The organism is Xanthomonas translucens pv. undulosa, assembly GCF_017301775.1.
In the GTDB taxonomy this organism is placed as follows: Bacteria; Pseudomonadota; Gammaproteobacteria; order Xanthomonadales; family Xanthomonadaceae; genus Xanthomonas_A; species Xanthomonas_A translucens.
In genome coordinates this window covers 2,568,410-2,591,888 of sequence record NZ_CP063993.1, presented here as the reverse complement: position 1 = coordinate 2,591,888, position 23,479 = coordinate 2,568,410, and the positions used below count along the sequence as shown (strand labels likewise).

Genomic DNA, 23,479 nt, shown 5'->3' with positions numbered 1-23,479 from the left:
CCGTTCGCCGCCGCGCCGGCGGGCGCGGGAGGGAAATCCTCCCGCGCCCGTTTTCGTGAGGATCGACCGGCCCGCCATACGGCGGGCTGTTTTTTGGACGGCGCGGCAAAAGCGAGCGATGCAGCGCGATCGCGGCAATGCGCAGGCGGCCGCCGTTAGCGGCCTTCGCGCAGGAACCGGGCCATCGACGACACCCCCGGTAGCGCCGGCTGGAACTGGCCAGCGACATCGACGAAGCCGCGCATCACCGCGATCTCGCGCGGCGGGCGGTTCAAGGTGTCGCGCAGGTCCGGGTCGGCACCGGCGCGCAGCAGGCGCTGCACCAGCAACGGCAGACCGTGCAGCGCGGCCAGGTGCAGCGGGCCGAAGCCGCGCGGGTCCTGCACGTCCACGCTCACGTCCTCGTCGAGCAGGCGCTCCACCCCGGCCAGCACCACCGGCTCTTCGCAGGCGGTGCCCGGCTCGGCGCGCGCGCCGAGCAGCAACAGCAGCGGGGTCACCCCGCCGGCGGCGCTGCGGTCGGCCTCGGCGCCAGCCAGCAGCAAGGTGTCCAGCAGCGCCAGCAGGCGCGACTTGTCGCGCGCGGTGAAACCGTACAGCGCGGCGCAGTGCAGCGGTGCCAGCTGCTGCGCGTCGCCGGCATGCACATCGGCGCCGGCGGCCAGCAGGCGCGCGGCGATGTCCGGCAGGCCCAGCGCGCAGGCCAGCATCAGCACGGTGACGCCGCCGGGCAGGCGGTGCTCGATCTGCGCGCCGGCGGCCAACAGCGCGGCAACGATGTCGGTCTGGCGCATGCTCACCGCCGCCGACAACGGCGTGGCGCCGCTGGCCGCGGCGTGCTGCAGATTGGCGCCGCGCGCCAGCAACAGGTCCACCGCCGCGGCATGACCGCCGCCGGCGGCGCGCAGCAGCGCGGTGCAGCCCTGCGCATCGATCGCGTCCACCGCCAGGCCCAGATCGATCAGGCGGCGGATCGCGTCGGCGTCGCCGACCATCGCCGCAGCCGGCAGGTCGGTCTCGCGCAGTGGGCGCCGCGGCAGCGGCCAGATCCGCCAGTCCAGCCAGTCGGCCAGATCGCGGCGGCCGCTGGCCAGGGCCACGCCCAGCGGGGTCTGCCCGTCGGCGGCGCGCGCCTCCGGCGAGGCGCCCTGCTGGATCAGCAGCTTCAGCGAGGCCTCGCGGCCCAGCGCGGCGGCCAGATGCAGCGCGGTCATGCCGTGGCTGTCGCGCGCCTCGCGGTCGGCGCCGCGTTCCAGCAATTGCAGTTGCAGGCGCAGCCAGCCCAGGCGCACCGCCAGCGACAACGGCGGATCGCCGGCCGACGACGGTGCGAACGGGTCGGCGCCGCGTTCAAGCAGTTCCAGCGCGAACTGTTCCAGCGCGCGCGAGGCGTGGTCGTGCTGCGCGCAGGCGGCGAGCAGCCGGGTCAGGCCGCCGCGCCCGGCCGGCGATACGCCCTGGCGCAGCATCGCCTGCAGGCTGGGCACCGCTTCCACGCCACGCGACAACAGCGCGAACATCGGCGTATCGCCGCAGGCGTCGAGCACTTCCGGCGCGGCGCCATGCGCCAGCAGCCATTCCACCGCCTGCGGGTTGAGCGCCAGAGGCGGATCGTGCAGCAGCGCGCCCAGTTCCTCGGCCGCGCACAGCCGCGCCAACGCCGCCAGGCCATCGCGCTGGCCCAGTTGCAGGCCTTCGCGCAGCAGTTCCAGCGGCGGCCGATCCGGCAGGCTGGCGCTGCCGACCTCGCCCTGGCCGTCGCTGACCGCGGCCGGCAACGGATAGTCCGGGTCCAGCGCGGACACGATCGCCCAGCGCCCGGCCTCGGCGGCCAGATCGACCGCGCGGCGTCCGCTCTGGTCCGGCTGCGCGGCGGCGATACCCAGTTCCAGCAGGCGCCGGATCAGACCCGGCGAGACCTGGTCGGCGGTGCAGGCCAGCAGCACCGCGTTGCGGCCGTCGCCATCGACGGCGGTGAGATCGGGCTTGTGCGGCAGCAGGTGTTCGAGCACCGCGACGCGGCCATGCCGCGCGGCTTCCAACCACGGCGTGCGGCCCAAGGCATCGCGCGCTTCCAGGTTGGCGCCGGCGCCGAGCAGCGCATCGACGATCTCCACATGCCCGGCCTGCGCCGCCTCGTGCAGCGCGCTGCGGCGCTGGCGATCGCGCGCATCGACCCGCGCCTTGTGCTTGAGCAGCATCTGCACGCCAGCCGGATCGTCTTCCTCGGTGCCGGCCGCGGCCAGCAGCACCGGGCTGCCCTCGGCCGGTTCCGGTTTGGCGCCGCGCTCAAGCAGGAACTTGCCCATACGCCAGTTGCCGACGTGGCAGGCCACCGCCAGCGGGGTCAGGCCGTCGCGGTTCAATGCGTCCAGCTCGGCGGCGGCATCGCGCAGCAAGGCCGCCACGCCCGGATCGGAACTGCGCGCGGCGTGGTGCAGCGGCGTGTTGCCGTCGGTGTCGCTGGCGCGCGGATCGGCGCCGTTGGCGAGCAGGGTCATCACCGCCTCGGGACGGCCGTGCCAGCTGTCGCGGGTGGCGGCCAGCAGCGGGGTCATGCCCAGGTGCGGCTGGTTGACGTCCACCCCGCGCACGATCAGTTCGCGCAGCAGGCGCAGGTCCGGCAGCACCGCAGCCAGCACCGGCAGGCTGCGCTGGTCGCGCCAGTCCGGCGCCGGCAGCGCGTGCGGGTCGGCGCCGGACTGCAGCAGTTGCAGGGCGCGATCGACGCGGCCGCCGCGTGCGGCGGCGTACAGCGCCGCATGCAGTTCGTCCGCCGCCAGCGGCGCTTCGTCCGCGCGCGGCGCGGAGGCAGCGCTCAGTTCGGCGAACAGGTCCGCCGAGGTGGCCCGCACGGGCAGCGGCAGCGCCTGCGGCGGCGCCACGCGCTGCAGCAGCGCATGCAACAACGGCGACAGCAGCGCATAGGCCAGCGCCAGCGGCCAGCGCGCCGCGGCGGCCAACAGCCCGGGCCAGGCCAGCAGCACGCCGACCCCGGCCAGCAGCAACACCAGCGCCGCCACTGCCAGGCCGCGCCAGGCCTGCACGTCCTGCTGCGCCAGCGCCTGCCAGCGCGCGCCCAGCGCGCCGCCCTCGCATTCGCCGCCGTGCCACAACGGCCAGGTCCGCCACAGCCCGAGCAGCGCCGCGCTGGCGGCCACGCTCAACGCCAGCGCCGCGGCCAGGCTGCCGCTGTCGTGCAGCGCCGCCAGCGGCCACGCCACCAGCAGCGCAACCAAGCCCAGTCCGCCGGCCCACAGCGCCAGCAGCGCCAGCAGGTCGCGGCCCAGGGCCTGCACGCTGGCCGGCCGCGGCCGGCGGCCGCGGGACCAGGACAGCGCCAGCGCGAACGCCGGTTGCGCCAGCCACGCGCCCAGCGCGGCGGCCAGCGGACCGAACCCGGCGAGCAGCGCCAGCAGCACGCCCAGCGCCGCGGCGATCCAGGGAGCGCGCGCGCGGAAGGGGGATTCAGTCATCGTGTCGATCGGTCCGGCCATCGGGCAGCGGCGGCAATTGCAGATGGAAGCCGCAGCCGGCCAGGTTCGCGCGGACCGCCGCAGGGTCGGTCCGGGCCAGGGTGCGCTCGGCGGTCAACGCCACGTCCAGCACGAACACCAGCGGCTGCAACGACGCCAGCAACGGCTGCGGCAGACAGGCGAAGTCGTCGCGCGCAGCGAGGTACAGATAGGTGTCAGGCTTGCGTTGGCTTTTGTAGACGTAGGCTTGCATGCGCGTGGCGTGCGCCTGGCGTGGAAAGGCAAGCGATTGTGGAGGAAATGCGCCAGCGGCGAAAGCGCGCGCGCTGCACGGCATTTACAAATGTACGCGCCGTGCCTGTTCACGTTCAGCGTGGGCGCGCGCTTCACGGTAGTGCGGAGCGCATCGATATACTCCTGCGACCGATCCTTTCCGGAATATCGCGTGACCGCAGCGTCCCCGTCGCCCCGCATGGCCCCCGTCGCAATTCGTGCGTATACCGCGACCACCGCGCTTGGCAGCGGATTGCAGGCGCAGGCCACGGCCTTGCGCGACAACCGCAGCGGCCTGCGCCGCAACGACTTCGGCGCGCAGCCGCTGTCCTGCTGGATCGGCCGCGTGGACGCGCTGGAGACGTTGCCGCTGCCGCCGGCGCTGGCCGCGTGGGAATGCCGCAACAACCGCCTGGCCTGGCTGGCGCTGCAGCAGGACGGCATGGTCGCGGCGGTGGCCGCTGCCGCGCAGCGCCACGGCGCCGAGCGCGTGGCGGTGGTGATCGGCACGTCCACCGCCAGCATCGGCGCCAGCGAAGAAGCCTATGCCCGGCTCGAACAACACGCCGAGGGCATGCGTTTTCCTGCCGACCTGAACCGTCCGATCGTGCATACGCCGCATTCGCCGGGCTATTTCGTGCGCCGTGCCACCGGCCTGCGCGGCCCGTGCGTCACCGTCGCCACCGCCTGCTCGTCCAGCGCCAAGGTGTTCGCGCAGGCGGCGCGGTTGATCGCCGCCGGGGTGGTGGATGCGGCCCTGGTCGGCGGCGTGGACACGCTGTGCGGCAGCGTGCTGTTCGGCTTCAATTCGCTGCAAGTGGTCTCGCCGGAGCCGTGCCGGCCGTTCGACGTGCGCCGGATCGGGTTGTCGCTGGGCGAAGCCGGCGGCTACGCGCTGCTGGAGCGCGCCGATGTGGACGCCGCGCCGCCGGCGCTGGCCCTGCTGTGCGGCTACGGCGAATCCAGCGACGCGCACCACATGTCCACACCGCACCCGCAGGGCCTGGGTGCGCGCCTGGCGATGGGCGGGGCGTTGCGGCGCGCGGGCGTGGACGCTGCCGAGGTCGGCTACCTGAACCTGCACGGCACCGCCACCCCGGCCAACGACAGCGTCGAGGCCGGCGCGGTCGCCGCACTGTTCCCGGCCACCCTGCATGCCAGTTCGACCAAGGCCTGGACCGGGCATACGCTTGGTGCGGCAGGCATCGTCGATTCGGTGTTCGCGCTGCTGGCGCTGCGCGACGGCCTGCTCCCCGGCACCCTCAACAGCGAACAACCCGATCCCGAATGCGGCCCGCAGATCCGCTTCGCCACTGCCCACGCACAGGTCCGTTACGCGATGAACAATTCCTTCGGCTTCGGCGGCAACAATTGCTCGCTGCTGTTCGGCCGCGCATGAGCACGCCGATGTTGACCGCGACCATCGAAGGCATCGGTTTCTGGGCCGCCGGCCTGCCCACTTGGGCCGCCGCGCACGCCTTCGCCACCGGCCGCGGCGGCATCGTGGACACCCCGCCGCGGCCGGCCTCGCAACTGCTGGCGCCCAACGAGCGGCGGCGCGCGCCGGACACGGTGGCGGTGTCGCTGGAAGTGGCGCTGGCCGCGTGCCAGGACGCCGGCCGCGATCCGGCCACGCTGCCCTCCATCTTCACCTCCACCCACGGCGACGTGGCGATCACCGACTACATGTGCACCACCCTGGCCAGCGATCCGCTGGCCATCTCGCCGACCAAGTTCCACAACTCGGTGCACAACGCCGCCGCCGGCTACTGGACCATCGGCGCCGGCGCCACCGCCGCGGCGACCGCGATCAGCGCGCACCGCGCCAGCTTCGCGCAGGGCCTGCTGGAAGCGCTGTCGCAACTGGCCGCCGGCGAGGCGGCGGTGCTGCTGGCCGCCTACGACAGCCGCTCGACCGGTCCGCTCGCACGCGTTTCGCAAAGCGACAGCCTGCTCGGCGCCGCGCTGGTGCTCGGCGCCGCGGCGCTGCCCGGCAAGCCGCGCCTGCGCGTGCGCCTGGCCGACGGCGACGCGGCCGCCGGCGACGGCGCGCTGGCGCGGCATGCCGCCGGCAACGCAATGGCGCCGATGCTGGTGCTGTTCGACGCACTGGCCGCCGGCGCCGCCGGCTGCACTCTGGATGCCGGTGGCGGCCGCTGCCTGCACGTGGAGTTGCAGACATGAGCCGGATCGCGCTGAACGCCGCCGATGCCGCGATCCTGATCCCGGCGCTGAACGAATCGCTGCGCATCCGCGAGGTGGTCAGCGACGCGCTGGCGCACTGCCCGCGGGTGATCGTGGTCGACGACGGCTCCGACGACGGCACCAGCGACTGCATCGCCGACCTGCCGGTGACCCTGATCCGCCATCCGCAGCGGCGCGGCAAGGGCGCCGCGCTGCGCAGCGGCTTCGCCGAGGCGCAGCGCCAGGACGCGCGCGCGGTGATGACCATGGACGGCGACGGCCAACACAGCGCCGCCGATTTTCCTCGCCTGCTGGCCGCGGCCAATCGCCACCCCGGCTGCGTGATCGTCGGCGCACGCCTGCGCAAGCGCGCCAGCCAGCCGACCATCCGCCGCATCGGTAACGACTTCGGCGACTGGGGCATCGCCTGGGCCTGCGGCTTCCGCCTGATCGACAGCCAGAGCGGGCAGCGCCTGTATCCGCAGGCGGTGTACACCCTGCCCGACGTGCCCGGCGAAGGCTTCGTGTTCGAGGCGCAGCTGCTGATCTCCGCCGCGCGTCAGGCCGGCGCGCGCGTGGTCGCGGTACCGATCCAGACGCGCTACGCCAACCAGACGCCCGGCAGTTTCCGCAAGAGCCATTTCCGCCTGGTGCGCGATCTGTGGAAAATCACCTCGCACGTGATCGCGCAGGTCTGGCAATACGGCCATGTGCTGCGCGAATACCGCCGCGCCCGCGCCAACCCGGTGCTGATCGACGACAGCGCCGGCGAGTGGGAGGTGCGGCTCACCCCTTTCGACAAGCAAGAGACGATATGAACGAACGGCATGCGGATGTGGTGATCACCGGCGGCGGCCTGGCCGGGCTGACCCTGGCCTTGCAGTTGCGCCAGCAAGATCCGCACCTGCGCATCAGCGTGCTGGAACGGCGCGCGCACCCGGTGCGCGAGGCCGCATTCAAGGTCGGCGAATCCTCGGTAGAGATCGGTGCGCACTATTTCGCCGAGGTGCTCGGCCTGCGCGAGCATCTGGACAGCGAACAGATCCGCAAGTTCGGCTTCCGCTTCTTCTTCTCCGACGGACGCGAGGACATCGACCGCTGCACCGAACTGGGCGTGAGCCAGCTGCTGCCGACGCCGTCGTGGCAGATCGACCGCGGCCGTTTCGAGAATTTCCTCGGCGAACGCGCGCGCGCGCTGGACATCGCATTCATCGACGGCTGCACGGTGCGCGGCATCGACCTGGCCGCCGACGATGCCGACCATCAGGTGCGCTACGAGCGCGACGGCGCAGCGGCGACGCTGCGCGCGCGCTGGGTGGTGGACGCCAGCGGCCGCGCCGGCCTGCTCAAGCGCAAGCTGGACCTGGCCCAGGACAACGCGCACCACGCCAATGCGGTGTGGTGGCGGGTGGACGGGGTGGTGGATCCCAATGCCTGGTCGCAGGACAGCGGCTGGCTGCAGCGCTGCACGCCGCCGGACCGCTGGCGCTCGACCAACCACATGTGCGGCCCTGGCTACTGGTTCTGGCTGATCCCGTTGTCCTCGGGCGCGCATTCGCTGGGCATCGTCTGCGACGCGGCGATGCACCCGCTGGAGACGATGAACACGCACGAAAAAGCGATGGCCTGGCTGCACCAGCACCAGCCGCAGGTCGCGCGCACGCTCGCGCACAGCCAGCATGTGCTGCAGGACTTCATGTTCTTGCGCAAATTCTCCTATGGCTGCAAGCAGGTGTTCTCGGCGCAGCGCTGGGCGCTGACCGGCGAGGCCGGCGTGTTCCTGGATCCGTTCTATTCGCCGGGAAGCGACTTCATCGCCATCTCCAACACCTACATCTGCGAACTGATCGGACGCGACCGCGCCGGGCGCGACATCGCGCCCTATGCCGAGCTATACCAGCAGCTGTACTTGTCGTTCTACGAGAACACCCTGACCCTGTACCAGGATCAGTACCCGCTGTTCGGCGATGCGCAAGTGATGCCGATCAAGGTGATCTGGGACTACACCTACTACTGGTCGTTGCTGGCGCCGCTGTATTTCTCCGAACGCATCGCCGACCTACCCACGCTGAGCCGGCTGCGGCCGGAATTCACCCGCGCGCGCGAACTCAACCTGGGCATGCAGGCGCTGCTGCGCGACTGGGGCCGCCACAACGACGCGCAGGGCCGTCCCGAAACCGATGCGCGGCTGCTCGACCAATACCTGATCGGCTGGTTCCACGAGCTCAACGGGGCGTTGCGCGACGTGCTGGACGACGCGGCCTTCGTCGCGCGCCTGCGCGGCAACGTCGCGCGGATGAGCTGGCTGGCACGCGAAGTGCTGGACCAGGCGCGCGCGCAGCATCCGCAGATCGCCGACCACGGCCTGGACGCGCTGCTCGCCGACACGCGGCAAGGCGAGAACTCGCTGGCCGACACCTGGTACGCGCGCGCCGCGTGAGCGCAGGCAGCAGCGCGAGCCTCAGCCCATGCCGCCGTTGATGCCGATCACCTGGCCGTTGATGTAGCCGGCCGCGTCCGAGCACAGGAATCCGACCAGCGCGGCGACCTCATCCGCCTTGCCGGGGCGGCCGGCCGGCACCATCTGCTTGATCGCCTCCGGCGCGAACGCCTCGCTGGCCATCGCGCCTTCGATCACCCCGGGCGCCACCACGTTGACGCTGATCCCGCGGCTGGCCATCTCCCGCGCCAGCGACTTGCTGGCGCCGTGCAGCGCGGCCTTGGCCGCGGCGTAGTTGGTCTGCCCGCGGTTGCCGAGCACCCCCGACACCGACGACACGCTGACGATGCGGCCCCAGCGCGTGCGCGCCATCGGCAGCAGCAGCGGCTGGGTCACGTTGAAGAAACCGTGCAGCGACACGTCGATGACGCGGTGCCATTGCGCCGCGCTCATCCCGGCCATCGGCGCGTCGTCGTGGATGCCGGCGTTGTTGACCACCACCTGGATCGGCCCGACCTCCAGCAGCGTCGCCAGCGCCGCGGTGCTGGCATCGGCATCGGCCACGTCGAACGCCACCGCCTCAGCGCTACCGCCGGCCGCCGCGATGTCCTGCACCACCGCGGCGGCGCGCGCCACGTTGCTGTTGGCGTGGACGATCACATGCAGTCCCTGCGCGGCCAGCTGCCGGCAGATCGCACCGCCGAGATCGCCGCTACCGCCGGTGACCAGGGCGCGGCGTGGGGAAGAAGGCTGTGACATCTGGAGTTCCTCGGGCGGAATGGAGGCGGGTCGCCATCCTAACGATTCGCAGGCGTTGCGCCAAAGCGCGTGCCTGCTTTTGTAGACGCAACGGTCTTCAGCCGCGACGAGCGCAGTGGTGAATGTTCCGAACGGGCATGCCGTCGGGACTGAAGTCCCTCCCACAAGAGGCCTCGCCGCTCCATGACGCCGGTGGAAGCCCTGTGGGAGCGACTTCAGTGGCGACGAACGCAGCGGTGGGCCTTGCGGCTTCGGACATTGTCGCGGCTGAAGCCGCTCATACAAAAAAGCTAGGCAGCGCGCAGCATCACCGTGGCGCGGCCTTCGGCCAGCAGTTGCGCGCGGTGCACCAGGCGGAAGCTGTATTGCTGGCTGTCCTCGGCCTGCAGCAGCACCTCGGCCTCGCACTCGATCGCATCCGGCAGATCCTGCAGATCGGCCACATGCAAGTGCACGCCACGCAGCGCGACCAGCATGCCCAGGCGCGCCGGTGTGCCGCTGGCGCGGTCGAGCAGGTCGCCGTGCACCGCCTCGCCGCTGGCGCGAGCGAGCAGACCGCCGTGCACGGCCATCGCCTGCGCGCCGTATTCGCACAGGTGCAGCGCGCGCAGGCGGCCGCCGCTGCGCAGCGGATGCTCGACGGCGCGATGGGTCTGGCTGCGCAGCACGATGCGCTGCGCGTCCCAGGCGATCACCTGTTCCCACAGGCACATCAGGCCCTGGTGCGGCACCAGCGCCGCGATCGCATCGCGTCCGCGCGGAAGCTCGGTCATGCCATGTCTCCTAATGCGCCGCGGTCGCCAGCGTGTCGCTGACCGTCTCACGCGAAATCAGCAACGCCAGCACGAAGTTGAACAGCACGCCCAGCGCCACCGTGCTGCCGATCGCGCGCAGCACCGGGATGCTGGAGGCGGCCAGCAGCGCGAACACCAGCAGCGTCATCAGGCTGCATACGATCAGGGCGTGCAGGGTACGCAGCTGGTCGGCGCGGTCGTCGCCGGCGTGGTCGAAGAACAGCGCGTAGTCCAGGCCCAGGCCGGCGGCCAGGATCAGCGCGATCAGATGGAACAGGTTCAGTTCGACCCCGCAGCCGCGCAGGAGCGCCAGAATCAGCAGCGTGGTCAGCGCCATCGGCAGCAGCACGCGCACGATCCGGCGCGGCGTACGCAGCGCGATCGCCACGGTCAACGCCAGCAGCAGCGCGGCGATGCCGAGCGCGCCGAGCACGCGCCCGCGGTAGGCGGCCACCAGCGATTCGGAGGCCTCCTTCAGATCCATCAATTGCGCGCCGCTGCCCTGTACCGCGGCGGCCAGCAGTGCCGGGTCGCGCAGGCCGGTCAGCGATACCAGCGCGGTGGCGTGATCGGCACGGTCCAGCAGCAGGCCATCGACGGTGGTCGCCAGCGGCGTGCCGTGCAGGTCGCGCGCGGTCAGCGGCGGCGCGCGGCGGGCGCGCTCCAGGTCGGCCAGGAACGGGGCGAAGGCGTCGGCACGGAACGGCGTGGCCGCCACCGCGCTAGCGGTCAGCGCGCGCGCCTGCGCCGCATCCGGCAACACCGCCTGGCGCCGCTGCTGGGTCGCCGCGCTGGGCAGGTAGCGCGCGGCCATGTCGTAACCGGCCAGCTCGCCGCGTGCGACCAGCGCGTCCAGCCGCGGGCGCAGCCGCTCCGAGGCGGCCAGCGCGGCATCGGCGGAGGCCGCCGGCACGGCCAGCACATAGCGCACGTCCGGCGCGCCCAGTTCCTTGCGCAGATGCGCGTCGCGGGCCAGGCCGTCGGCCGGCACCGGGGTCAGCTTGGACAGGTCGTTCTGCCAGAACGGCCCCGGCGCGAAGGCGATCGCCGCCGCGGCGACCAGCGCCAGCGGCAGCAGCGACCAGCGCGGCCGCGGCAACCGTGCGATGCCGCGCCACAGCCGCGCCAGCGCGGGCGAATCGGCATGGTCGCGCGGCGAAGGATCGATCAGCGCCGGCAGCAGCAGGCGGGTGGTCAGCGCCGCCACCAGCAGCCCGGCGATGGTGAACACCGCCAGCTGGCGCAGGCCGTCCACTCCGGAGAACAGGAAGGTGACGTAGGCGATGCAGGTGGAGACCACGCCGGTGGCCAGGGTCGGCCACAGGTGGCGCGCGTTGGCGCGCGGATCCAGGCCCGGACGCTGATGGCTGAACAGGTGGATCGGATAGTCCTGGACCACGCCGATCAGGGTGAAGCCGAACGCCACGGTGATGCCGTGCACGCCGTCGAACAGCAGCGCCACCGCGGCCAGCCCGGCCAGACCGGCGCTGGCCAGCGGCAGCACGCCGAGCACCGGGATCTTCCAGCTGCGGTAGGCGACCAGCAGCAGCACGATCAGGCCCAGCGTATCCAGCATGCCGATCCACTGCGCCTCGTTCTGGGTGCGCCCGCCGATCTCCACCGAGAACGCACCCGGCCCGGTCAGGGTCAGGCGGCTGCCACTGCCGGCGCTGGCCTTGGCGAAGGCGGCATGGATCGCGTCCACCGCCTGCTGTTGCCCGGTCGGATCGAACCCGGCGGCGCGGGTCTGCGCGACCAGCAGCGCGTCCTTGCCGGCACGGTCGAACCAGACCCCGTCGCGCTGCTGCGGGCCGCCGGCCGGCTGCAGGCTCTCGGCCAGATGCAGCACTTCCAGGGTCGGATCGCGCGGCAGCAGCGGCTCGACCATCGCCGCGGCCGGCGAGCCCAGGTCCTGCAAGCGCGCCTGCAGCGCGTCGGCCAGCGTCGCCGCATCCAGCGGGTGGGCGTCGAAGCTGTCGCTGAGCAGGTAGCGGTAGGCCAGCAGGCGCTCGGGGATCGCGTCCAGGCCGGCATCGGCGCCATTGGCGACCAGTTCGAAGGTGTCGCGCTGCGTGGTCAGTTGCGCGCGTATCGCCTGCGACTGCCGCGCCAGCGTCGCCGGGTCGGCGCCGGACAGCGAGAACAGCAGCAGCCGCGAGCCCGGGCCTTCGCCGAGTTCGTCGAGCAGCAGTTTCTGCGCGGGGGTCTGGGCTTCCGGCATGAATTTGCGCAAGTCACCGGACACCTGCAGCACGTTGCCCAGCCAGATACCGGCCACGGTCAGCAGCGCCAGCCATAGCAGCGCCAGCGAGATGCGCGCCTTCGAACTCAGTTCGCGTTTCATCGCTGCGACCACGCAAGTGCCAGCACGTTCTTCCCCGGGGCCGCGCACAGCGCGGCCCGCCTGCAACTAACGCGCGCCGGCATCAGCGCGCGTCGCCGTGGCACAGCGCGGTCAGCGCCTCGGTCTCGGCCAGACTGGCCGCGCCGCGCGCGGCGCCGGCCAGCAGGGTGCGCTGCACGTCGCCCTTGGCCGGGGTGGTCTCGATGCAGCGCAGTTCGGCGCCGCGGCCGTACAGGCGCAGGCTGCGCACCTGCGCGGCCAGCGCCGGGTCCTTGGGCTGCAGTTGCAGCTGCCAGTGTTCGCGGGTGCCGCTGCTGCTCAGCGTGTAGTGCTGCTGCAGCTGCGCGCGGTCGCCGGACAGCAGTGCGCCGAAACCGTTCTGCAGGCCGGCCAGTTCCGGCACCCGGGCCAGCGAGAAACGCCGCGGCGCCTTGCCGGCACGCTCCAGCGTCGCTTCGCCGCCGCGCAAGGTGGTGATTTCGCGGTACGGCGCGGTGACTTCACGCACCAGCGTGTCGGTGTCCGGGCGCCGGTACTGGCCCTGCACGCGCAACGGCGCCTTCAGCAGCGCCGAGCCGCGCAGTTCGACGAACTCGGTGCTGACCGGGACCGGCCGCGCCAGCTTCTGCAGGATCCAGCCGGGGTCGAGCGGCTCAGGCGACGCGGCGCACAGCGGTGCGGCGCTGCACAGCAGTATCAGCATCCACGGCAAGGTGCGGCGCATCGGCATGGCGGTTGTTCCAGAAATCGTAGAAGTTGAACCAGTTGTACGGCGCGGAGCGCGTGTAATGTTCCAGCCTGGCGGCGTAATCGCGGATGAGCGCGGCCAATGCCGGCGCACGCTGCCGGCGCGGCAGGTCCAGGCCTTCGCTGAAGGTCTCGAACACCAGCTGGTAGCGATTGCCGCCGCGGTACAGGCCGAACGCCAGCACCACCGGCACCTTCAGCGCCGCGGCGATCAGCCACGGCGAGGTCGGGAACAGCGCACCCTGGCCGATGAACGCGGCCGGCAGCGCCGGGTCTTCCGGGCGCGGGCGATCGACCAGCAGCGCGACCAGCGCGCCTTCGTCGGTGGCCTGCTTGATCGCCATGACGATCGAGGTGCTGTCCATGCCGGCGTCGATGATATTGGCCGCCAGCTGCGGGTTCAGCGCGCCCAGCAGTTCGGTCATCGCCGGGTTGTGAGCCTTGTCCAGCACCACCTTGACCTGCACGTCCGGGCGCTCGGTGGCCAGCACCCGCAGCGCGTCGAAACTGCCCAGGTGCGAGCCGAAGATCAGCACGCCTTGGCCGCGGTCCATCTGCGCATGCAGCTGTTCCAGGCCCTGGATGTCGACCTGGAAGCGCTGCATCTGCCCGCACAGCATGAACACCCGGTCCAGGATGGTGGAGGCGAAGGTGTGGATGTGCCGGGCCACGTCCAGCAGCGTAGCCGGGCGGTCCAGCACGCGCCCCAGGTAGTGGCGCGAATCGCGCCGCTCCGGGCCGCGCACCAGCAGGAAATACAGGGTGATCGGATACAGCAGTAGGCGCCCGAGCGCGCGGCCGCCGTAGCGGGCGATGCTGCGGATCAGCCACAGCGCGACGCGGCCGCCGCCCTCGGGGCGGTGTTTCCAGCTGGCGCTCATGGCGCCGCCTCGGCGACCAGCTCGCCGCTGACCAGCAGGTCCTCGCCGCGACGCACGCGGAACCGCCAGCGCGGCGCGGCGCCGTCCAGTTCCACCCGCGCCGGTTGCCCGGGCAGCAGCGGCTGCAGGAACTTCACCTGCGGCAGGCGCAGCGGCCCGCAGGCGCCGTGCACGGCCTCCACGGCCTGCAGCACGTGGTCCAGCACCACCACGCCGGGCACCACCGGATGGCCCGGGAAATGCCCTGGCAGGCTGGGATGATCATGCGGTACGACGAAATCCATAAGGCTTGGCGACTCAGATTCTGGGTTCGAGCATGGCACGGACGGCCTGGTGTGCGCGCAGGGTCAGCTGTTGCCGGTCCAGCGGGCCATCGGCGCCGTTCACGTTGATCGGCGTGCCGATCCGCACCCGGATCACCCCGGGCCGGACCCGGAACAGGCTGGTCGACGGCAGCACTTTGCCCGCCCCGTCCAACGCCACCGGCACCACATCCACGCCAGCATCGATAGCGGCCTGCAACAGCCCGGCCTTGAATTCGGCCAGTTCGCCGTTGCGGCTGCGGGTGCCTTCCGGGAACAGGCACAGGTCCTGGCCCTGGCGCAGCAGCGCAGCGGCCTGACGCCGGACCATGGCCCCGGCGCGGCGGCTGTCGCGGTCCAGGAACAGCATGCCGGTGGCGCGCGCATACCAGCTCACGAACGGCACCTGCAGCATTTCGTCCTTGAGCAGGAAGCGCAGCGGCACCGGCAGCGCCGCGAACAGCGCGCAGATGTCGATGATCGACTGGTGGTTGCTGACGAACAAGTGGTTGCGCGACCAGTCCACCCGCTCCTGACCTTCCACGTGGAAACGCACGCCGGCGCCGAAGAACAGCACCGGCGCCCACACCCGCGCGCCCATGCGCAGCGGCAGCCGCGGCCCGAACAGCAGCAACAGGCCCAGCGCCACGACGATGCCGACCCCGGTGAAGCTCAGGGTGAACAGCAGCTGCAAGGCATTCCACACGGCCCAGGCCATGCGCGACGGCATCCCTGCCTGCGACATCTTCAGTTTGTCCTTGATGATCTGCACAAGCCTCTGCATCCCCCGATGCGCGCGTCAGCGTAATAGATCGCGCCAAAAACCCGGCCCCAGCCGCGCCAGCTGGTGCAGGAAGTCGGGCAGATTACGGTAGGGACGCTGCGGAAACCAGCGCCCGCGCAGGAAATACTCGCCGACGAAGAAGCCGCCGATGACCCCGTAGCCCAGCAGATTGGCGATCAGCGAGGCATGCGCGTCGCCGATCGGCAACGGCGAGGCACGCCCCAGCTGCGCCAGCACCCCGCTGGGCACCGCGCACAGCGCCACCACCAGGTTCAGCAAGGTCATCGCGGCCAGCAGCAGGCTCCACGCCAGGGTCAGCCGGCGCGTATAGCGCAGCTGCGCAGGGGTCAGCGGCAACCCGGCCTGGCGGTACAGCGCCTCGACGATGCGCGAGATCAGCGGCGTGCGCCCGCGCTGCAGGCTGCGCCCGAAGAACCAGGCCACCCAGGCGGTGAACAGCACCGGCGGCGCGGCCAGCAACAGCAGCGCGTATGGCGAGCGCCACAGCGGCAGCAACGCGGCCAGCGCCAGCAGCGCCAGCGCCCAGGCCCACGGCCGCAGCCGCGCCATCGGCTCCACCAGCAGCATCAGCACCAGCGCCGCGCCGGCCAGCACGGCCAGGTCGGAACGGTGCGCGGCGTTTGCCCAGTGCGCCAGCGGCGAATACGCCAGCGCCAGCAACACCCCCAGCGCCAGCGCCCACGGCGCGGCGGCAGCCGGCGGATCAGCTGGTCTTGTTGGCTTCGACATGCGCCGACAATGCGCGCAGCGAGGCGAAGATGCGGCGGTTCTCGTCGTTGTCCGAGCGCAACTGGAAGCCGTAGCGCTTGCTGATCGCCAGCGCCAGCTCCAGCGCGTCGATCGAGTCCAGGCCCAGCCCGGTATTGAACAGCGGCGCTTCTGGATCGATGTCGCCGGGCTGCACGTCCTCCAGGTTCAGGCTCTCGACCAGCAGCTCGGCCAATTCACGTTCGGCGGCGGTTTGCGAAGACATCCAGGGGCTTCCAGGCGATGAGGGCAGGAGCGACAAGATGGTGCATCGCGCGCAGCGACGCAACTGTCCGCCCCTTGCAGGCAAGCTATCATGGCATTTGTCTGACATGTCTACCGCAGGTTTTTAAGGATGAATTCCACCGCTCACGCCCGCGCGCCCGCGCCCTCCCCTGCCACGCCGCAGGCGCCCGCGGCGGAAACGCCGGACGTGCTGGTGATCGGTGGCGGCCCGGCCGGCTGCGCCGCGGCGATCCTGCTGGCGCAACAGGGCTGGCAGGTGACGCTGCTGGAGAAGGGCCACCACCCGCGCTTCCACATCGGCGAATCGCTCCTGCCGATGAACATCCCGATCCTGCAGCGGCTGGGCGTGCTGGAGCAGGTGCGCGCGATCGGCGTGCTCAAGCTCGGCGCCGACTTCCCCAACGACAGCGGCGGCTACAACACCTTCCGCTTCGCGCAGGCGCTGGGCGCGCAATCCGAGTACGCGTTCCAGGTGCCGCGCGCCGACTTCGACCGGGTCCTGTTCGCCCACGCCCGCGGCGCCGGCGCCGACCTGCGGGAAGGCATCAAGGTCGAGAGCGTGCAGCTGGACGGCGCGCAGCCGCTGGTGCAGGCGCGCGACGCCGACGGGCTGCGCCAGTTCCGCCCACGCTACCTGATCGACGCCAGCGGCCGCGACACCTTCCTCGGCAACACGCTCAAACTCAAGCGCGCCAACCCGCGGCACCAGTCGGCGGCGCTGTTCAGCCATTTCCGCGGAGTGGCGCGGCGCCCCGGCGAGGACGCCGGCAACATCAGCATCTACCGCCATGCGCACGGCTGGATGTGGCTGATCCCGCTGCCCGACGACGTGATGAGCGTCGGCGCGGTGTGCGATCCGGAATACATGAAGACCCGCCAGGGCGACAGCGAGGCGTTCCTGCTGCGCACCCTGGCGCTCAATCCCGACGTGGCCGCGCGCATGCAAGGCGCGCAACGCATCGCGCCGGTGCATGCCACCGGCAACTACGCCTACGAGTGCACGCGCATGAGCGGGCCGCGCTGGCTGATGCTCGGCGACGCCTACGCCTTCGTCGATCCGATGTTCTCCTCCGGCGTGTACCTGGCCATGCACAGTGCCGAGCGCGGCGCGGCGATGGTGGATGCCGCGTTGCGCGATCCGGCCAGCGAAGCGCGCCTGCAGCGGGGCCTGGAGCGGCACCTGCGGCGCGGCCTGAACGAATTCAAATGGTTCATCTACCGCTTCACCTCGCCCACCATGCGCGAGCTGTTCGCGCAGCCGCGCAATGTGCTGCAGGTGGAACAGGCAGTGGTAGCGATGCTGGCCGGCGACGTGTTCGACAACCGCGCGGTGCTGCGCCGGCTGCGCGTGTTCCGCGCGATCTATGCCATGTCCGCGCTGGCGATGCTGCCGCGCGCATGGCGCGCATGGCGCCATCGTCGCCGCCAGGCACGCGAACAGTTCCACGGCGACACCTTGCATGGAGACAAATCATGAGCCGGCCGCACCCGCAGTTCCCGCACCACGAGCAGCGGCATCCGCGGCTGCAAGTGGACTACGTCGCCGAAACCGACCTGGGCGACCTGCTGCGCGACGAACGGGTGTTGGCGGTGTTCGGCTTCGGCAACGACGCCCCGCGCCACCACGCCCCCCGCTACCTGCGCGTACCGCTGCAACCGCACGGCCCGCGCATGCTCGAAGTGTGGCGCACCGACGCGCCGGTCAGCAGCGGCCGCGACGGCGACATCGCCTGGGCCAGCGACGGGCACCTGCAGTTCGGCGTGATCGAGATCGACGAGCAGGCGCTGGCGATCGAAGAAGCCTCGGCCCTGGCCTACGCGCAGATCACCGCCTTCGTCGCCGGCAGCGCCACGCCGCGCATGCTGCGCATCTGGAACTACCTCGACGCGATCACCCTGGGCCATGGCGACCGCGAGCGCTACCGCCAGTTCTGCGTCGGCCGCGCGCGCGGGCTGGGCGATTTCGACGCCAGCCAGCTGCCGGCCGCCACCGCGGTCGGCCGCTGCGACGACGCGCGGGTGATGCAGATCTACTGGCTGGCCGCCGCCCAGGCAGGCACGCCGCTGGAGAACCCGCGCCAGGTCAGCGCCTACCGCTACCCGCGCCAGTACGGCCCGCAATCGCCGAGCTTCGCCCGCGCGATGCTGCCGCCGGCCGGCAGCGACATGCCGCTGCTGCTGTCCGGCACCGCCAGCGTGGTTGGCCACGCCTCGATGCATACCGGCCAGCTGCTGGCGCAGCTGGAGGAAACCTTCGCCAACTTCGACGCGCTGCTGGCCGCCGCCCGCGGCCACCGCCCAGACCTGCCGGCCCAGTTCGGCGACGGCACCCGGCTCAAAGTCTACGTGCGCGAAGCCGCCAACCTGCCGCTGGTCGCCTCCGCCCTCGACGCCCGCTTCGGCAAGCGCGTGCCGCGCCTGCTGCTGCACGCGGTGATCTGCCGCAACGAACTGGCGGTGGAGATCGACGGCGTGCATGGGTGAGCGTGCGCACGGCTGAAGGCGCCAACTCGCACTAGCCGCGACGGCCGATGCGGCCTGCTCGAACAGACATCGAGCGATGCAGGACGTTCAGCCACGACTGTTGAAGTGGTTCGCCACTTGCCGGTGCGCACACCGACTTCCCAACAGCGTCGCCAGGTGATCGGCGGCGTCCGCTCCAATCCCTTGCACTGGCATGCCATGTCCGACAGTCGCCGCAAGATCGTGCTCGTGTCCGGCGCACCAGGCGCAGGAAACACCACCTTGGCGGTGCCGCTCGCCACGCGGCTCGGATTTCCGCTGTTCTGCAAGGATTTCATCAAGGAAACGCTGACCGACGCCCTCGGCGATGGCGGCGGCGATCTCGCCGCGTCGCGCCGGATTGGCGGCGCGGCGATGGAACCTCTCTGGTGGCTGGCGCGCCATGCGCCGCACAGCGGTGCTGGAAGCCAACTTCCTGCCTCGCAGCGCGTACGAACGCGACAAACTGGCCGGTCTGGACGCCGTCATCGTCGAGGTTCACTGCCACTGCGGCGCCGACGAAACCGCCAGACGCTTTCGGGATCACGCGGCGGCCGGCGCCCATCATGCTGCGCATCCGTTGAAAGAACTGCCGCAGGACATGCTTGCGCAGTACGCCGGACCGGTGGGACTGGGGAGCGTGGTCGCGATGGATGCGCGCGTGCCGGTGGACCTGGAGCGCCTCGTGGCGAAGGTATGGCAGACGTCTGTCATATCGGGCGAAGAACCTGGAACGACCGGATCGAAGCTGAACTCCAGTCCGGGATTGGTCTTTATTCATAACCCGCCCTGACACGGACACGATAAGAAATCAGCGCCGCGTGATCGGCGCAGCGCCGGCCCGCAGCTCAGCCCTCGCGCTCGCCCACCAACAGCGCCAGTAACCGATCGCGCGGCAGCTTTCCGGTTTCGTTGCGCGGCAAGGCGTCGAGCTTGCGCAGGCGGCGCGGCAGGAACACCGGATCCAGTTCGCGGCGCAATATGTCCAGGATCGCGGCTTCGTCCAGGGTCGGCGCGACCACAACGGCCGCGATGCGGCCGACCGCCTGGCCGGGTTCGGGCTCCAACTGCAGCATCGCGCCGTCGACCACGCCCGGCACGGCCAGCAAGCGCCGGGTCAGGTCGGCCAGCGAGGCGCGCTTGCCGGCGATCTCCAGCAGGTCGGCCTGGCGTCCGCGGACCTGGAAGCGGCCGTCGGCGTCCACTTCCATCAGGTCGGCGAGCAGCACCGGCTGCGGCAGGTGCGGCGCGTGCACCAGCGTGCCGTCGGGCTGCGGCGCCACGCGCACGCCGGGCAGCGGCGTCCACGGCGCTTCGCAGGCGGTGCGGCGGCTGGCGAACACGCAGGTCTCGGTGGAACCGAACATCTCGCGCACTTCGCCGCCGAAGCGGGTCTCGGCGGCGGCGGCCAGTTCCTGCGCCAACGGCGCGGTGGCCGAGACGATGCCGGCCAACGGCGGCAAGACGACGCCGGAATCGACCAGCGCGCGCAGGTGCACCGGGGTGGTCACCAGCAGCCGCGGCGCCGGCACCTGCGCCAGCGCGCGCGCCACGTCATCGGGGAAGAACGGCCGCCCGGCGTGCACCGCCAGCGGCGTCACCAGCGGCATCAGCACCGACAGCTCCATGCCGTACATGTGCTGCGGCGGCACCGTGGCCACCACCTGCGGCACCGCGTCCGCGTCCCACAGTCCGACCAGCGCCAACAGATCCTGGCGGGTGCTGGTCAGGAAGTTGCCCCAGGTCTTGGGATTGGGTTTCGGCGCGCCGGTGCTGCCGGAGGTGAAGCCGATCGCGACCAGCGCGTCGTCCGCCAGCTGCGGCATGGCGCCGTCCAGGCTCGGCAACGGTTCGGGCAGCTGCCAGTAGCGCGGCGGCGGTTCGGGCAACAGTAGGTCGCCCAGGCAATAGCTGTCGGCGTGGCTGCGCTGCACCTCGACCACCACCGCCGGCGCGCGCGAGGACGGCAAGAGCGAGGTTTGCCCGCGCAGCGCCACCGCGCAGAACGCGACCATGAACCGGTAGCGGTCCTCGCACAGGTTCAGCGCATGCCGGCCCGGTGGCAGCACCGCGGCCAGCCCGCGCACATGGCCGAGGAACGTGGCCAGGTCGATGTGCTGGCCGCCAGCGTAGGCGAGCGGACGGTGCAGGTCGCCGACCGCAAGCGGATGCAGCAGTGGCGTGGAAACGGCAGAAGAGGCGGCAGGCATGCGTGGCGACGGCTCGGTGGGCGACTGGCCCGCAACGGGCGGCGCGAGTCCGTAGCTTGGCCGCCGCCGCCGCCGCTGGCAAGCAGGGCGTGCCGCTCACGCGCTCGCGGCAAGCGCCGCGCCGACGCTACGGCACTCAGTGGTGATAGCCGCTGTCGGCGGTGATCTTGCCGCGGAACACCCGGTACGACCAGGCGGTATAGCCCAGGATCACCGGCAGCAGCACCGCCAGCCCAGCCAGCACGAAGCCCTGCGAGGACGGCGGCGAGGCCGCTTCCCAGATGGTCAGCCCCGGCGGCACGATGTTCGGCCAGATGCCCAGCACCAGGCCGAAGAAACCGAGCACGAAAAAGCACAGCGTCAGCACGAACGGGCGCGCATCACGCCCCTGCGCCATCGCCGCGCGCCACAGCGCGAACGCGTTGACCAGCACCAGCAGCGGCACCGGCGACAGCCACCAGAAATTGCCGCCGTGGAACCAGCGCGCCATGATCCGCGAATCCAGGAACGGCAGCCAGGCGCTGACCAGGCCCATGAACACCACCACCACCAGCACCAGCGGCCGGGTCAGCGAACGCGCCACGCGCTGCATCGGCCCCTCGGTCTTCAGGATCAGCCAGCTGCCGCCGAGCAGCGCATAGCCGAACACCACCGCCGCGCCGGTCAGCATCGAGAACGGGCTGAACCAGCCGAGCACGCCGCCCAGGTACTTGCCGCCCTGCAGCGGCATGCCCTCGACCAGCGCGCCGAGGATCACGCCCTGCCAGAACGCCGCGCACAGCGAGCCCAGCGCGAACGCCCACCCCCACAGGTACTTGGAACGGTGCGCCTTGAAGCGGAACTCGAACGCCACGCCGCGGAACACCAGCGCGATCAGCATCAGCAGCACCGGCAGGTACAGCGCCGACAGGATCAACGCATAGGCCTTGGGGAACGCCGCCAGCAGGCCGGCGCCGCCGAGCACCAGCCAGGTCTCGTTGCCGTCCCAGATCGGCGCGGCGGTGTTCATCATCAGGTCGAGCTGCGCCTCGTCCTCAGCGAACGGGGCGAGGATGCCCAGGCCGAGCACGAAGCCGTCCAGCAGCACGTACATCAGCACGCCGAAGCCGATCACTCCGAACCAGATCACCGGCAGCACGGTGGCCATGTCCATCAGCGCGTCTCCTCGAGGTCATCGTCGGCCGCCGAAATCGGCCGCGCCGGCGTCTTGTCGCCATCGTGCAGGTGCGGCTCGGGCTCGTGCGGCAGCGGCCCCTTGCGCAGCATCTTCACGATGTACCAGCCGCCGAAGCCGAACACGAAGGCATACGCGGCCACGTAGACGCCCAGCGACACCCACACCATCGCCGGGCTGATCGCGCTGACCGCATCGCGGGTGCGCAGCAGGCCGTAGATCACGTACGGCTGGCGCCCGATCTCGGTGACGAACCAGCCGGCCAGCAAGGCCACGAACCCGGCCGGCAGCATCGCGTTCCAGGCCACGTGCAGCCAGCGCCGCCGCAACAGCGTGCCGCGCCACCAGAACCACAGCGACACGAACGCCAGCAGGAGCATGGCCATGCCCAGCCCGACCATGATCCGGAACGCGTAGAACAACGGCGTCACCGGCGGCCGCTCGTCGACCGGCACCGAGGTCAGCGGCGCGATCTCGCCATCCAGGGTATGGGTCAGGATCAGGCTGCCCACGCGCGGAATCTTGACCTCGTAGTCGTTGCGCGCGGCCTGCTCGTTGGGCACCGCGAACAGCACCAGCGGCACGCCGGCACCGGGCGCCTCGCCATGCCAGTGCGCCTCCATCGCCGCCACCTTCATCGGCTGGTGCTCGAGCGTGTTCAGGCCGTGCGCGTCGCCGGCGGCGATCTGCAGCGGCACCGCGATCGCGGCGAACGCCACCGCCAGCTTCAGCATCCGCCCCGCCACGTCCACATGCACGCCGCGGCGCATGTACCAGCCGCTGACCCCGCCGATCACGAAGCAGGTGGTGATGAACGCGGCCAGCACCATGTGCGTCAGCCGGTACGGGAACGACGGATTGAAGATCACCTCGCGCCAGTGCGCTGGCTGGAACACGCCATCGACGATGGCGTAGCCGGCCGGCGTGTGCAGCCAGCTATTGGCCGACAGGATCCAGAACGTGGAGATCAGCGTCCCCAGCGCGACCAGGCAGGTGGCCAGGAAATGCAATTTCTCCGGCACCTTGCGCCAGCCGAACAGCATCACCCCCAGGAACGAGGCCTCCAGGAAGAACGCGGTCAGCACCTCGTAGCTGAGCAGCGGGCCGAGGATATTGCCGGCGCGCTCGCTGAGCACCGACCAGTTGGTGCCGAACTGGAAGCTCATCACGATGCCGCTGACCACGCCCATGCCGAACGACACCGCGAAGATCTTCAGCCAGAAGAAATACAGATCGCGCCACAGCGTGTCGCGGGTGCGCAGCCAGCGCCATTCCAGGAACGCCAGCCAGCTCGACAGGCCGATGGTGAAGGCAGGAAACAACACGTGGAAACTGATGACGAATCCGAACTGGATACGCGAGAGCAGCACTGCGTCCATGGCACGTTCGCTCGGGAAACCGTAACTGAGCGCCATTGTTAGCCCCCGGTCGTGAAATTGCGTGTGACGGGTTGTCGCAGGGGTGGCGGGGACCGGGGACCGTGCCGGAGCAGGAAGCATGGTCAAGCGGCTCGAAGCAGCTTCTTTCCTGAAGCAAAGCAAGAATGCAGCGCCCTCGCGCACACCCCCGGGTCCCCGGTCGCGACCCCATGACCA

General features: G+C 71.1%; 21 protein-coding genes. 7 read left to right on the top strand and 14 right to left on the bottom strand.

Going from position 1 to position 23,479, the window contains the following annotated elements; all coding sequences use genetic code 11:
• Window positions 1-155 precede the first annotated feature (155 nt).
• Both ISN38_RS10895 and ISN38_RS10890 read right to left on the bottom strand, forming a co-directional pair.
• Complete coding sequence (locus ISN38_RS10895; protein ID WP_047325707.1) at window positions 156-3,476, bottom strand: ankyrin repeat domain-containing protein; 3,321 nt, start codon at window positions 3,474-3,476, stop codon at window positions 156-158.
• On the bottom strand, window positions 3,469-3,729 hold the full coding sequence (locus tag ISN38_RS10890; protein WP_003469183.1) for a YcgL domain-containing protein: 261 nt from the start codon (window positions 3,727-3,729) through the stop codon (window positions 3,469-3,471). The genes ISN38_RS10895 and ISN38_RS10890 overlap by 8 nt, the downstream gene beginning before the upstream one ends.
• 219 nt (window positions 3,730-3,948) lie before the next feature.
• Here ISN38_RS10890 and ISN38_RS10885 point away from each other — a divergent pair, with 219 nt between their 5' ends.
• Genes ISN38_RS10885 through ISN38_RS10870 form a run of 4 tightly spaced genes read left to right on the top strand, consistent with a single transcriptional unit; the run spans window position 3,949 to window position 8,373 of the window.
• Window positions 3,949-5,148, top strand: coding sequence for a beta-ketoacyl-[acyl-carrier-protein] synthase family protein (locus tag ISN38_RS10885; protein ID WP_038237974.1), 1,200 nt, complete (start codon window positions 3,949-3,951; stop codon window positions 5,146-5,148).
• Between the two features lie 8 nt (window positions 5,149-5,156).
• Window positions 5,157-5,933 carry a beta-ketoacyl synthase chain length factor gene (locus ISN38_RS10880; RefSeq protein WP_003469177.1) on the top strand — a complete coding sequence of 259 codons (777 nt, stop codon included), beginning with the start codon at window positions 5,157-5,159 and terminating at the stop codon, window positions 5,931-5,933.
• Window positions 5,930-6,751 (top strand): glycosyltransferase family 2 protein, encoded by an 822-nt coding sequence (locus ISN38_RS10875; RefSeq protein WP_058358657.1) that lies wholly within the window; start codon window positions 5,930-5,932, stop codon window positions 6,749-6,751. Before ISN38_RS10880 ends, ISN38_RS10875 begins: the two co-directional genes overlap by 4 nt.
• Window positions 6,748-8,373 carry an NAD(P)/FAD-dependent oxidoreductase gene (locus ISN38_RS10870; RefSeq protein ID WP_003469172.1) on the top strand — a complete coding sequence of 542 codons (1,626 nt, stop codon included), beginning with the start codon at window positions 6,748-6,750 and terminating at the stop codon, window positions 8,371-8,373. Before ISN38_RS10875 ends, ISN38_RS10870 begins: the two co-directional genes overlap by 4 nt.
• 21 nt (window positions 8,374-8,394) lie before the next feature.
• On the opposite strand, the gene fabG is transcribed toward ISN38_RS10870, so the two are convergent.
• From fabG to xanC, 9 genes are all read right to left on the bottom strand, one after another.
• On the bottom strand, window positions 8,395-9,132 hold the full coding sequence (gene fabG, locus ISN38_RS10865) for a 3-oxoacyl-ACP reductase FabG (protein WP_003469170.1): 738 nt from the start codon (window positions 9,130-9,132) through the stop codon (window positions 8,395-8,397).
• A 290-nt stretch (window positions 9,133-9,422) separates the two neighbouring features.
• Complete coding sequence (locus tag ISN38_RS10860; RefSeq protein ID WP_003469168.1) at window positions 9,423-9,905, bottom strand: hotdog family protein; 483 nt, start codon at window positions 9,903-9,905, stop codon at window positions 9,423-9,425.
• Window positions 9,906-9,915: 10 nt separating this feature from the next.
• A complete protein-coding gene (locus tag ISN38_RS10855) occupies window positions 9,916-12,270 on the bottom strand; it encodes an MMPL family transporter (RefSeq protein WP_047325462.1) in 2,355 nt (784 codons plus the stop codon).
• 82 nt (window positions 12,271-12,352) lie between these two features.
• Entirely contained in the window at window positions 12,353-13,000 is a 648-nt protein-coding gene (locus ISN38_RS10850; RefSeq protein ID WP_003470203.1) for a LolA-related protein, read from the bottom strand.
• Window positions 12,924-13,898: a lysophospholipid acyltransferase family protein gene (locus tag ISN38_RS10845; protein WP_003470205.1), complete on the bottom strand. Its 975-nt coding sequence runs from the start codon at window positions 13,896-13,898 to the stop codon at window positions 12,924-12,926. The genes ISN38_RS10850 and ISN38_RS10845 overlap by 77 nt, the downstream gene beginning before the upstream one ends.
• Entirely contained in the window at window positions 13,895-14,182 is a 288-nt protein-coding gene (locus tag ISN38_RS10840) for an ApeI family dehydratase (RefSeq protein WP_003470206.1), read from the bottom strand. The genes ISN38_RS10845 and ISN38_RS10840 overlap by 4 nt, the downstream gene beginning before the upstream one ends.
• A 13-nt stretch (window positions 14,183-14,195) precedes the next feature.
• Window positions 14,196-14,945 (bottom strand): lysophospholipid acyltransferase family protein, encoded by a 750-nt coding sequence (locus ISN38_RS10835; RefSeq protein ID WP_003470207.1) that lies wholly within the window; start codon window positions 14,943-14,945, stop codon window positions 14,196-14,198.
• 54 nt (window positions 14,946-14,999) lie between these two features.
• The gene (locus ISN38_RS10830; protein ID WP_038238490.1) at window positions 15,000-15,734 is read right to left on the bottom strand and encodes a COG4648 family protein; all 735 of its coding nucleotides are present in this window, start codon (window positions 15,732-15,734) and stop codon (window positions 15,000-15,002) included.
• Window positions 15,709-15,978: a xanthomonadin biosynthesis acyl carrier protein XanC gene (xanC, locus tag ISN38_RS10825; protein WP_003470209.1), complete on the bottom strand. Its 270-nt coding sequence runs from the start codon at window positions 15,976-15,978 to the stop codon at window positions 15,709-15,711. The genes ISN38_RS10830 and xanC overlap by 26 nt, the downstream gene beginning before the upstream one ends.
• Window positions 15,979-16,107: 129 nt before the next feature.
• Between xanC and ISN38_RS10820 the strand changes: the two genes are divergently transcribed.
• From ISN38_RS10820 to ISN38_RS10810, 3 genes are all read left to right on the top strand, one after another.
• Entirely contained in the window at window positions 16,108-17,475 is a 1,368-nt protein-coding gene (locus ISN38_RS10820) for an NAD(P)/FAD-dependent oxidoreductase (protein WP_087960509.1), read from the top strand.
• Window positions 17,472-18,482 carry a chorismate transformation FkbO/Hyg5 family protein gene (locus ISN38_RS10815; protein ID WP_003470211.1) on the top strand — a complete coding sequence of 337 codons (1,011 nt, stop codon included), beginning with the start codon at window positions 17,472-17,474 and terminating at the stop codon, window positions 18,480-18,482. Before ISN38_RS10820 ends, ISN38_RS10815 begins: the two co-directional genes overlap by 4 nt.
• Window positions 18,483-18,828: 346 nt before the next feature.
• The gene (locus tag ISN38_RS10810) at window positions 18,829-19,293 is read left to right on the top strand and encodes a hypothetical protein (RefSeq protein ID WP_230939190.1); all 465 of its coding nucleotides are present in this window, start codon (window positions 18,829-18,831) and stop codon (window positions 19,291-19,293) included.
• 55 nt (window positions 19,294-19,348) lie between these two features.
• On the opposite strand, the gene ISN38_RS10805 is transcribed toward ISN38_RS10810, so the two are convergent.
• From ISN38_RS10805 to ISN38_RS10795, 3 genes are all read right to left on the bottom strand, one after another.
• Window positions 19,349-20,710 (bottom strand): AMP-binding protein, encoded by a 1,362-nt coding sequence (locus ISN38_RS10805; protein WP_003470213.1) that lies wholly within the window; start codon window positions 20,708-20,710, stop codon window positions 19,349-19,351.
• A gap of 136 nt (window positions 20,711-20,846) precedes the next feature.
• A complete protein-coding gene (gene cydB, locus ISN38_RS10800) occupies window positions 20,847-21,863 on the bottom strand; it encodes a cytochrome d ubiquinol oxidase subunit II (RefSeq protein ID WP_003470214.1) in 1,017 nt (338 codons plus the stop codon).
• A complete protein-coding gene (locus ISN38_RS10795) occupies window positions 21,863-23,263 on the bottom strand; it encodes a cytochrome ubiquinol oxidase subunit I (protein WP_003470215.1) in 1,401 nt (466 codons plus the stop codon). Before ISN38_RS10795 ends, cydB begins: the two co-directional genes overlap by 1 nt.
• Between the last annotated feature and the right edge of the window lie 216 nt (window positions 23,264-23,479).

Excerpts from the sequence above, each read along its gene's own strand:
- ISN38_RS10895 (WP_047325707.1), bottom strand. The coding sequence starts at position 3,476 with ATGACTGAATCCCCCTTCCGCGCGCGCGCTCCCTGGATCGCCGCGGCG.
- ISN38_RS10890 (WP_003469183.1), bottom strand. The coding sequence starts at position 3,729 with ATGCAAGCCTACGTCTACAAAAGCCAACGCAAGCCTGACACCTATCTG.
- ISN38_RS10885 (WP_038237974.1), top strand. The coding sequence starts at position 3,949 with ATGGCCCCCGTCGCAATTCGTGCGTATACCGCGACCACCGCGCTTGGC.
- ISN38_RS10880 (WP_003469177.1), top strand. The coding sequence starts at position 5,157 with ATGTTGACCGCGACCATCGAAGGCATCGGTTTCTGGGCCGCCGGCCTG.
- ISN38_RS10875 (WP_058358657.1), top strand. The coding sequence starts at position 5,930 with ATGAGCCGGATCGCGCTGAACGCCGCCGATGCCGCGATCCTGATCCCG.
- ISN38_RS10870 (WP_003469172.1), top strand. The coding sequence starts at position 6,748 with ATGAACGAACGGCATGCGGATGTGGTGATCACCGGCGGCGGCCTGGCC.
- fabG (WP_003469170.1), bottom strand. The coding sequence starts at position 9,132 with ATGTCACAGCCTTCTTCCCCACGCCGCGCCCTGGTCACCGGCGGTAGC.
- ISN38_RS10860 (WP_003469168.1), bottom strand. The coding sequence starts at position 9,905 with ATGACCGAGCTTCCGCGCGGACGCGATGCGATCGCGGCGCTGGTGCCG.
- ISN38_RS10855 (WP_047325462.1), bottom strand. The coding sequence starts at position 12,270 with ATGAAACGCGAACTGAGTTCGAAGGCGCGCATCTCGCTGGCGCTGCTA.
- ISN38_RS10850 (WP_003470203.1), bottom strand. The coding sequence starts at position 13,000 with ATGCCGATGCGCCGCACCTTGCCGTGGATGCTGATACTGCTGTGCAGC.
- ISN38_RS10845 (WP_003470205.1), bottom strand. The coding sequence starts at position 13,898 with ATGAGCGCCAGCTGGAAACACCGCCCCGAGGGCGGCGGCCGCGTCGCG.
- ISN38_RS10840 (WP_003470206.1), bottom strand. The coding sequence starts at position 14,182 with ATGGATTTCGTCGTACCGCATGATCATCCCAGCCTGCCAGGGCATTTC.
- ISN38_RS10835 (WP_003470207.1), bottom strand. The coding sequence starts at position 14,945 with ATGTCGCAGGCAGGGATGCCGTCGCGCATGGCCTGGGCCGTGTGGAAT.
- ISN38_RS10830 (WP_038238490.1), bottom strand. The coding sequence starts at position 15,734 with ATGTCGAAGCCAACAAGACCAGCTGATCCGCCGGCTGCCGCCGCGCCG.
- xanC (WP_003470209.1), bottom strand. The coding sequence starts at position 15,978 with ATGTCTTCGCAAACCGCCGCCGAACGTGAATTGGCCGAGCTGCTGGTC.
- ISN38_RS10820 (WP_087960509.1), top strand. The coding sequence starts at position 16,108 with ATGAATTCCACCGCTCACGCCCGCGCGCCCGCGCCCTCCCCTGCCACG.
- ISN38_RS10815 (WP_003470211.1), top strand. The coding sequence starts at position 17,472 with ATGAGCCGGCCGCACCCGCAGTTCCCGCACCACGAGCAGCGGCATCCG.
- ISN38_RS10810 (WP_230939190.1), top strand. The coding sequence starts at position 18,829 with ATGGCGGCGGCGATCTCGCCGCGTCGCGCCGGATTGGCGGCGCGGCGA.
- ISN38_RS10805 (WP_003470213.1), bottom strand. The coding sequence starts at position 20,710 with ATGCCTGCCGCCTCTTCTGCCGTTTCCACGCCACTGCTGCATCCGCTT.
- cydB (WP_003470214.1), bottom strand. The coding sequence starts at position 21,863 with ATGGACATGGCCACCGTGCTGCCGGTGATCTGGTTCGGAGTGATCGGC.
- ISN38_RS10795 (WP_003470215.1), bottom strand. The coding sequence starts at position 23,263 with ATGGACGCAGTGCTGCTCTCGCGTATCCAGTTCGGATTCGTCATCAGT.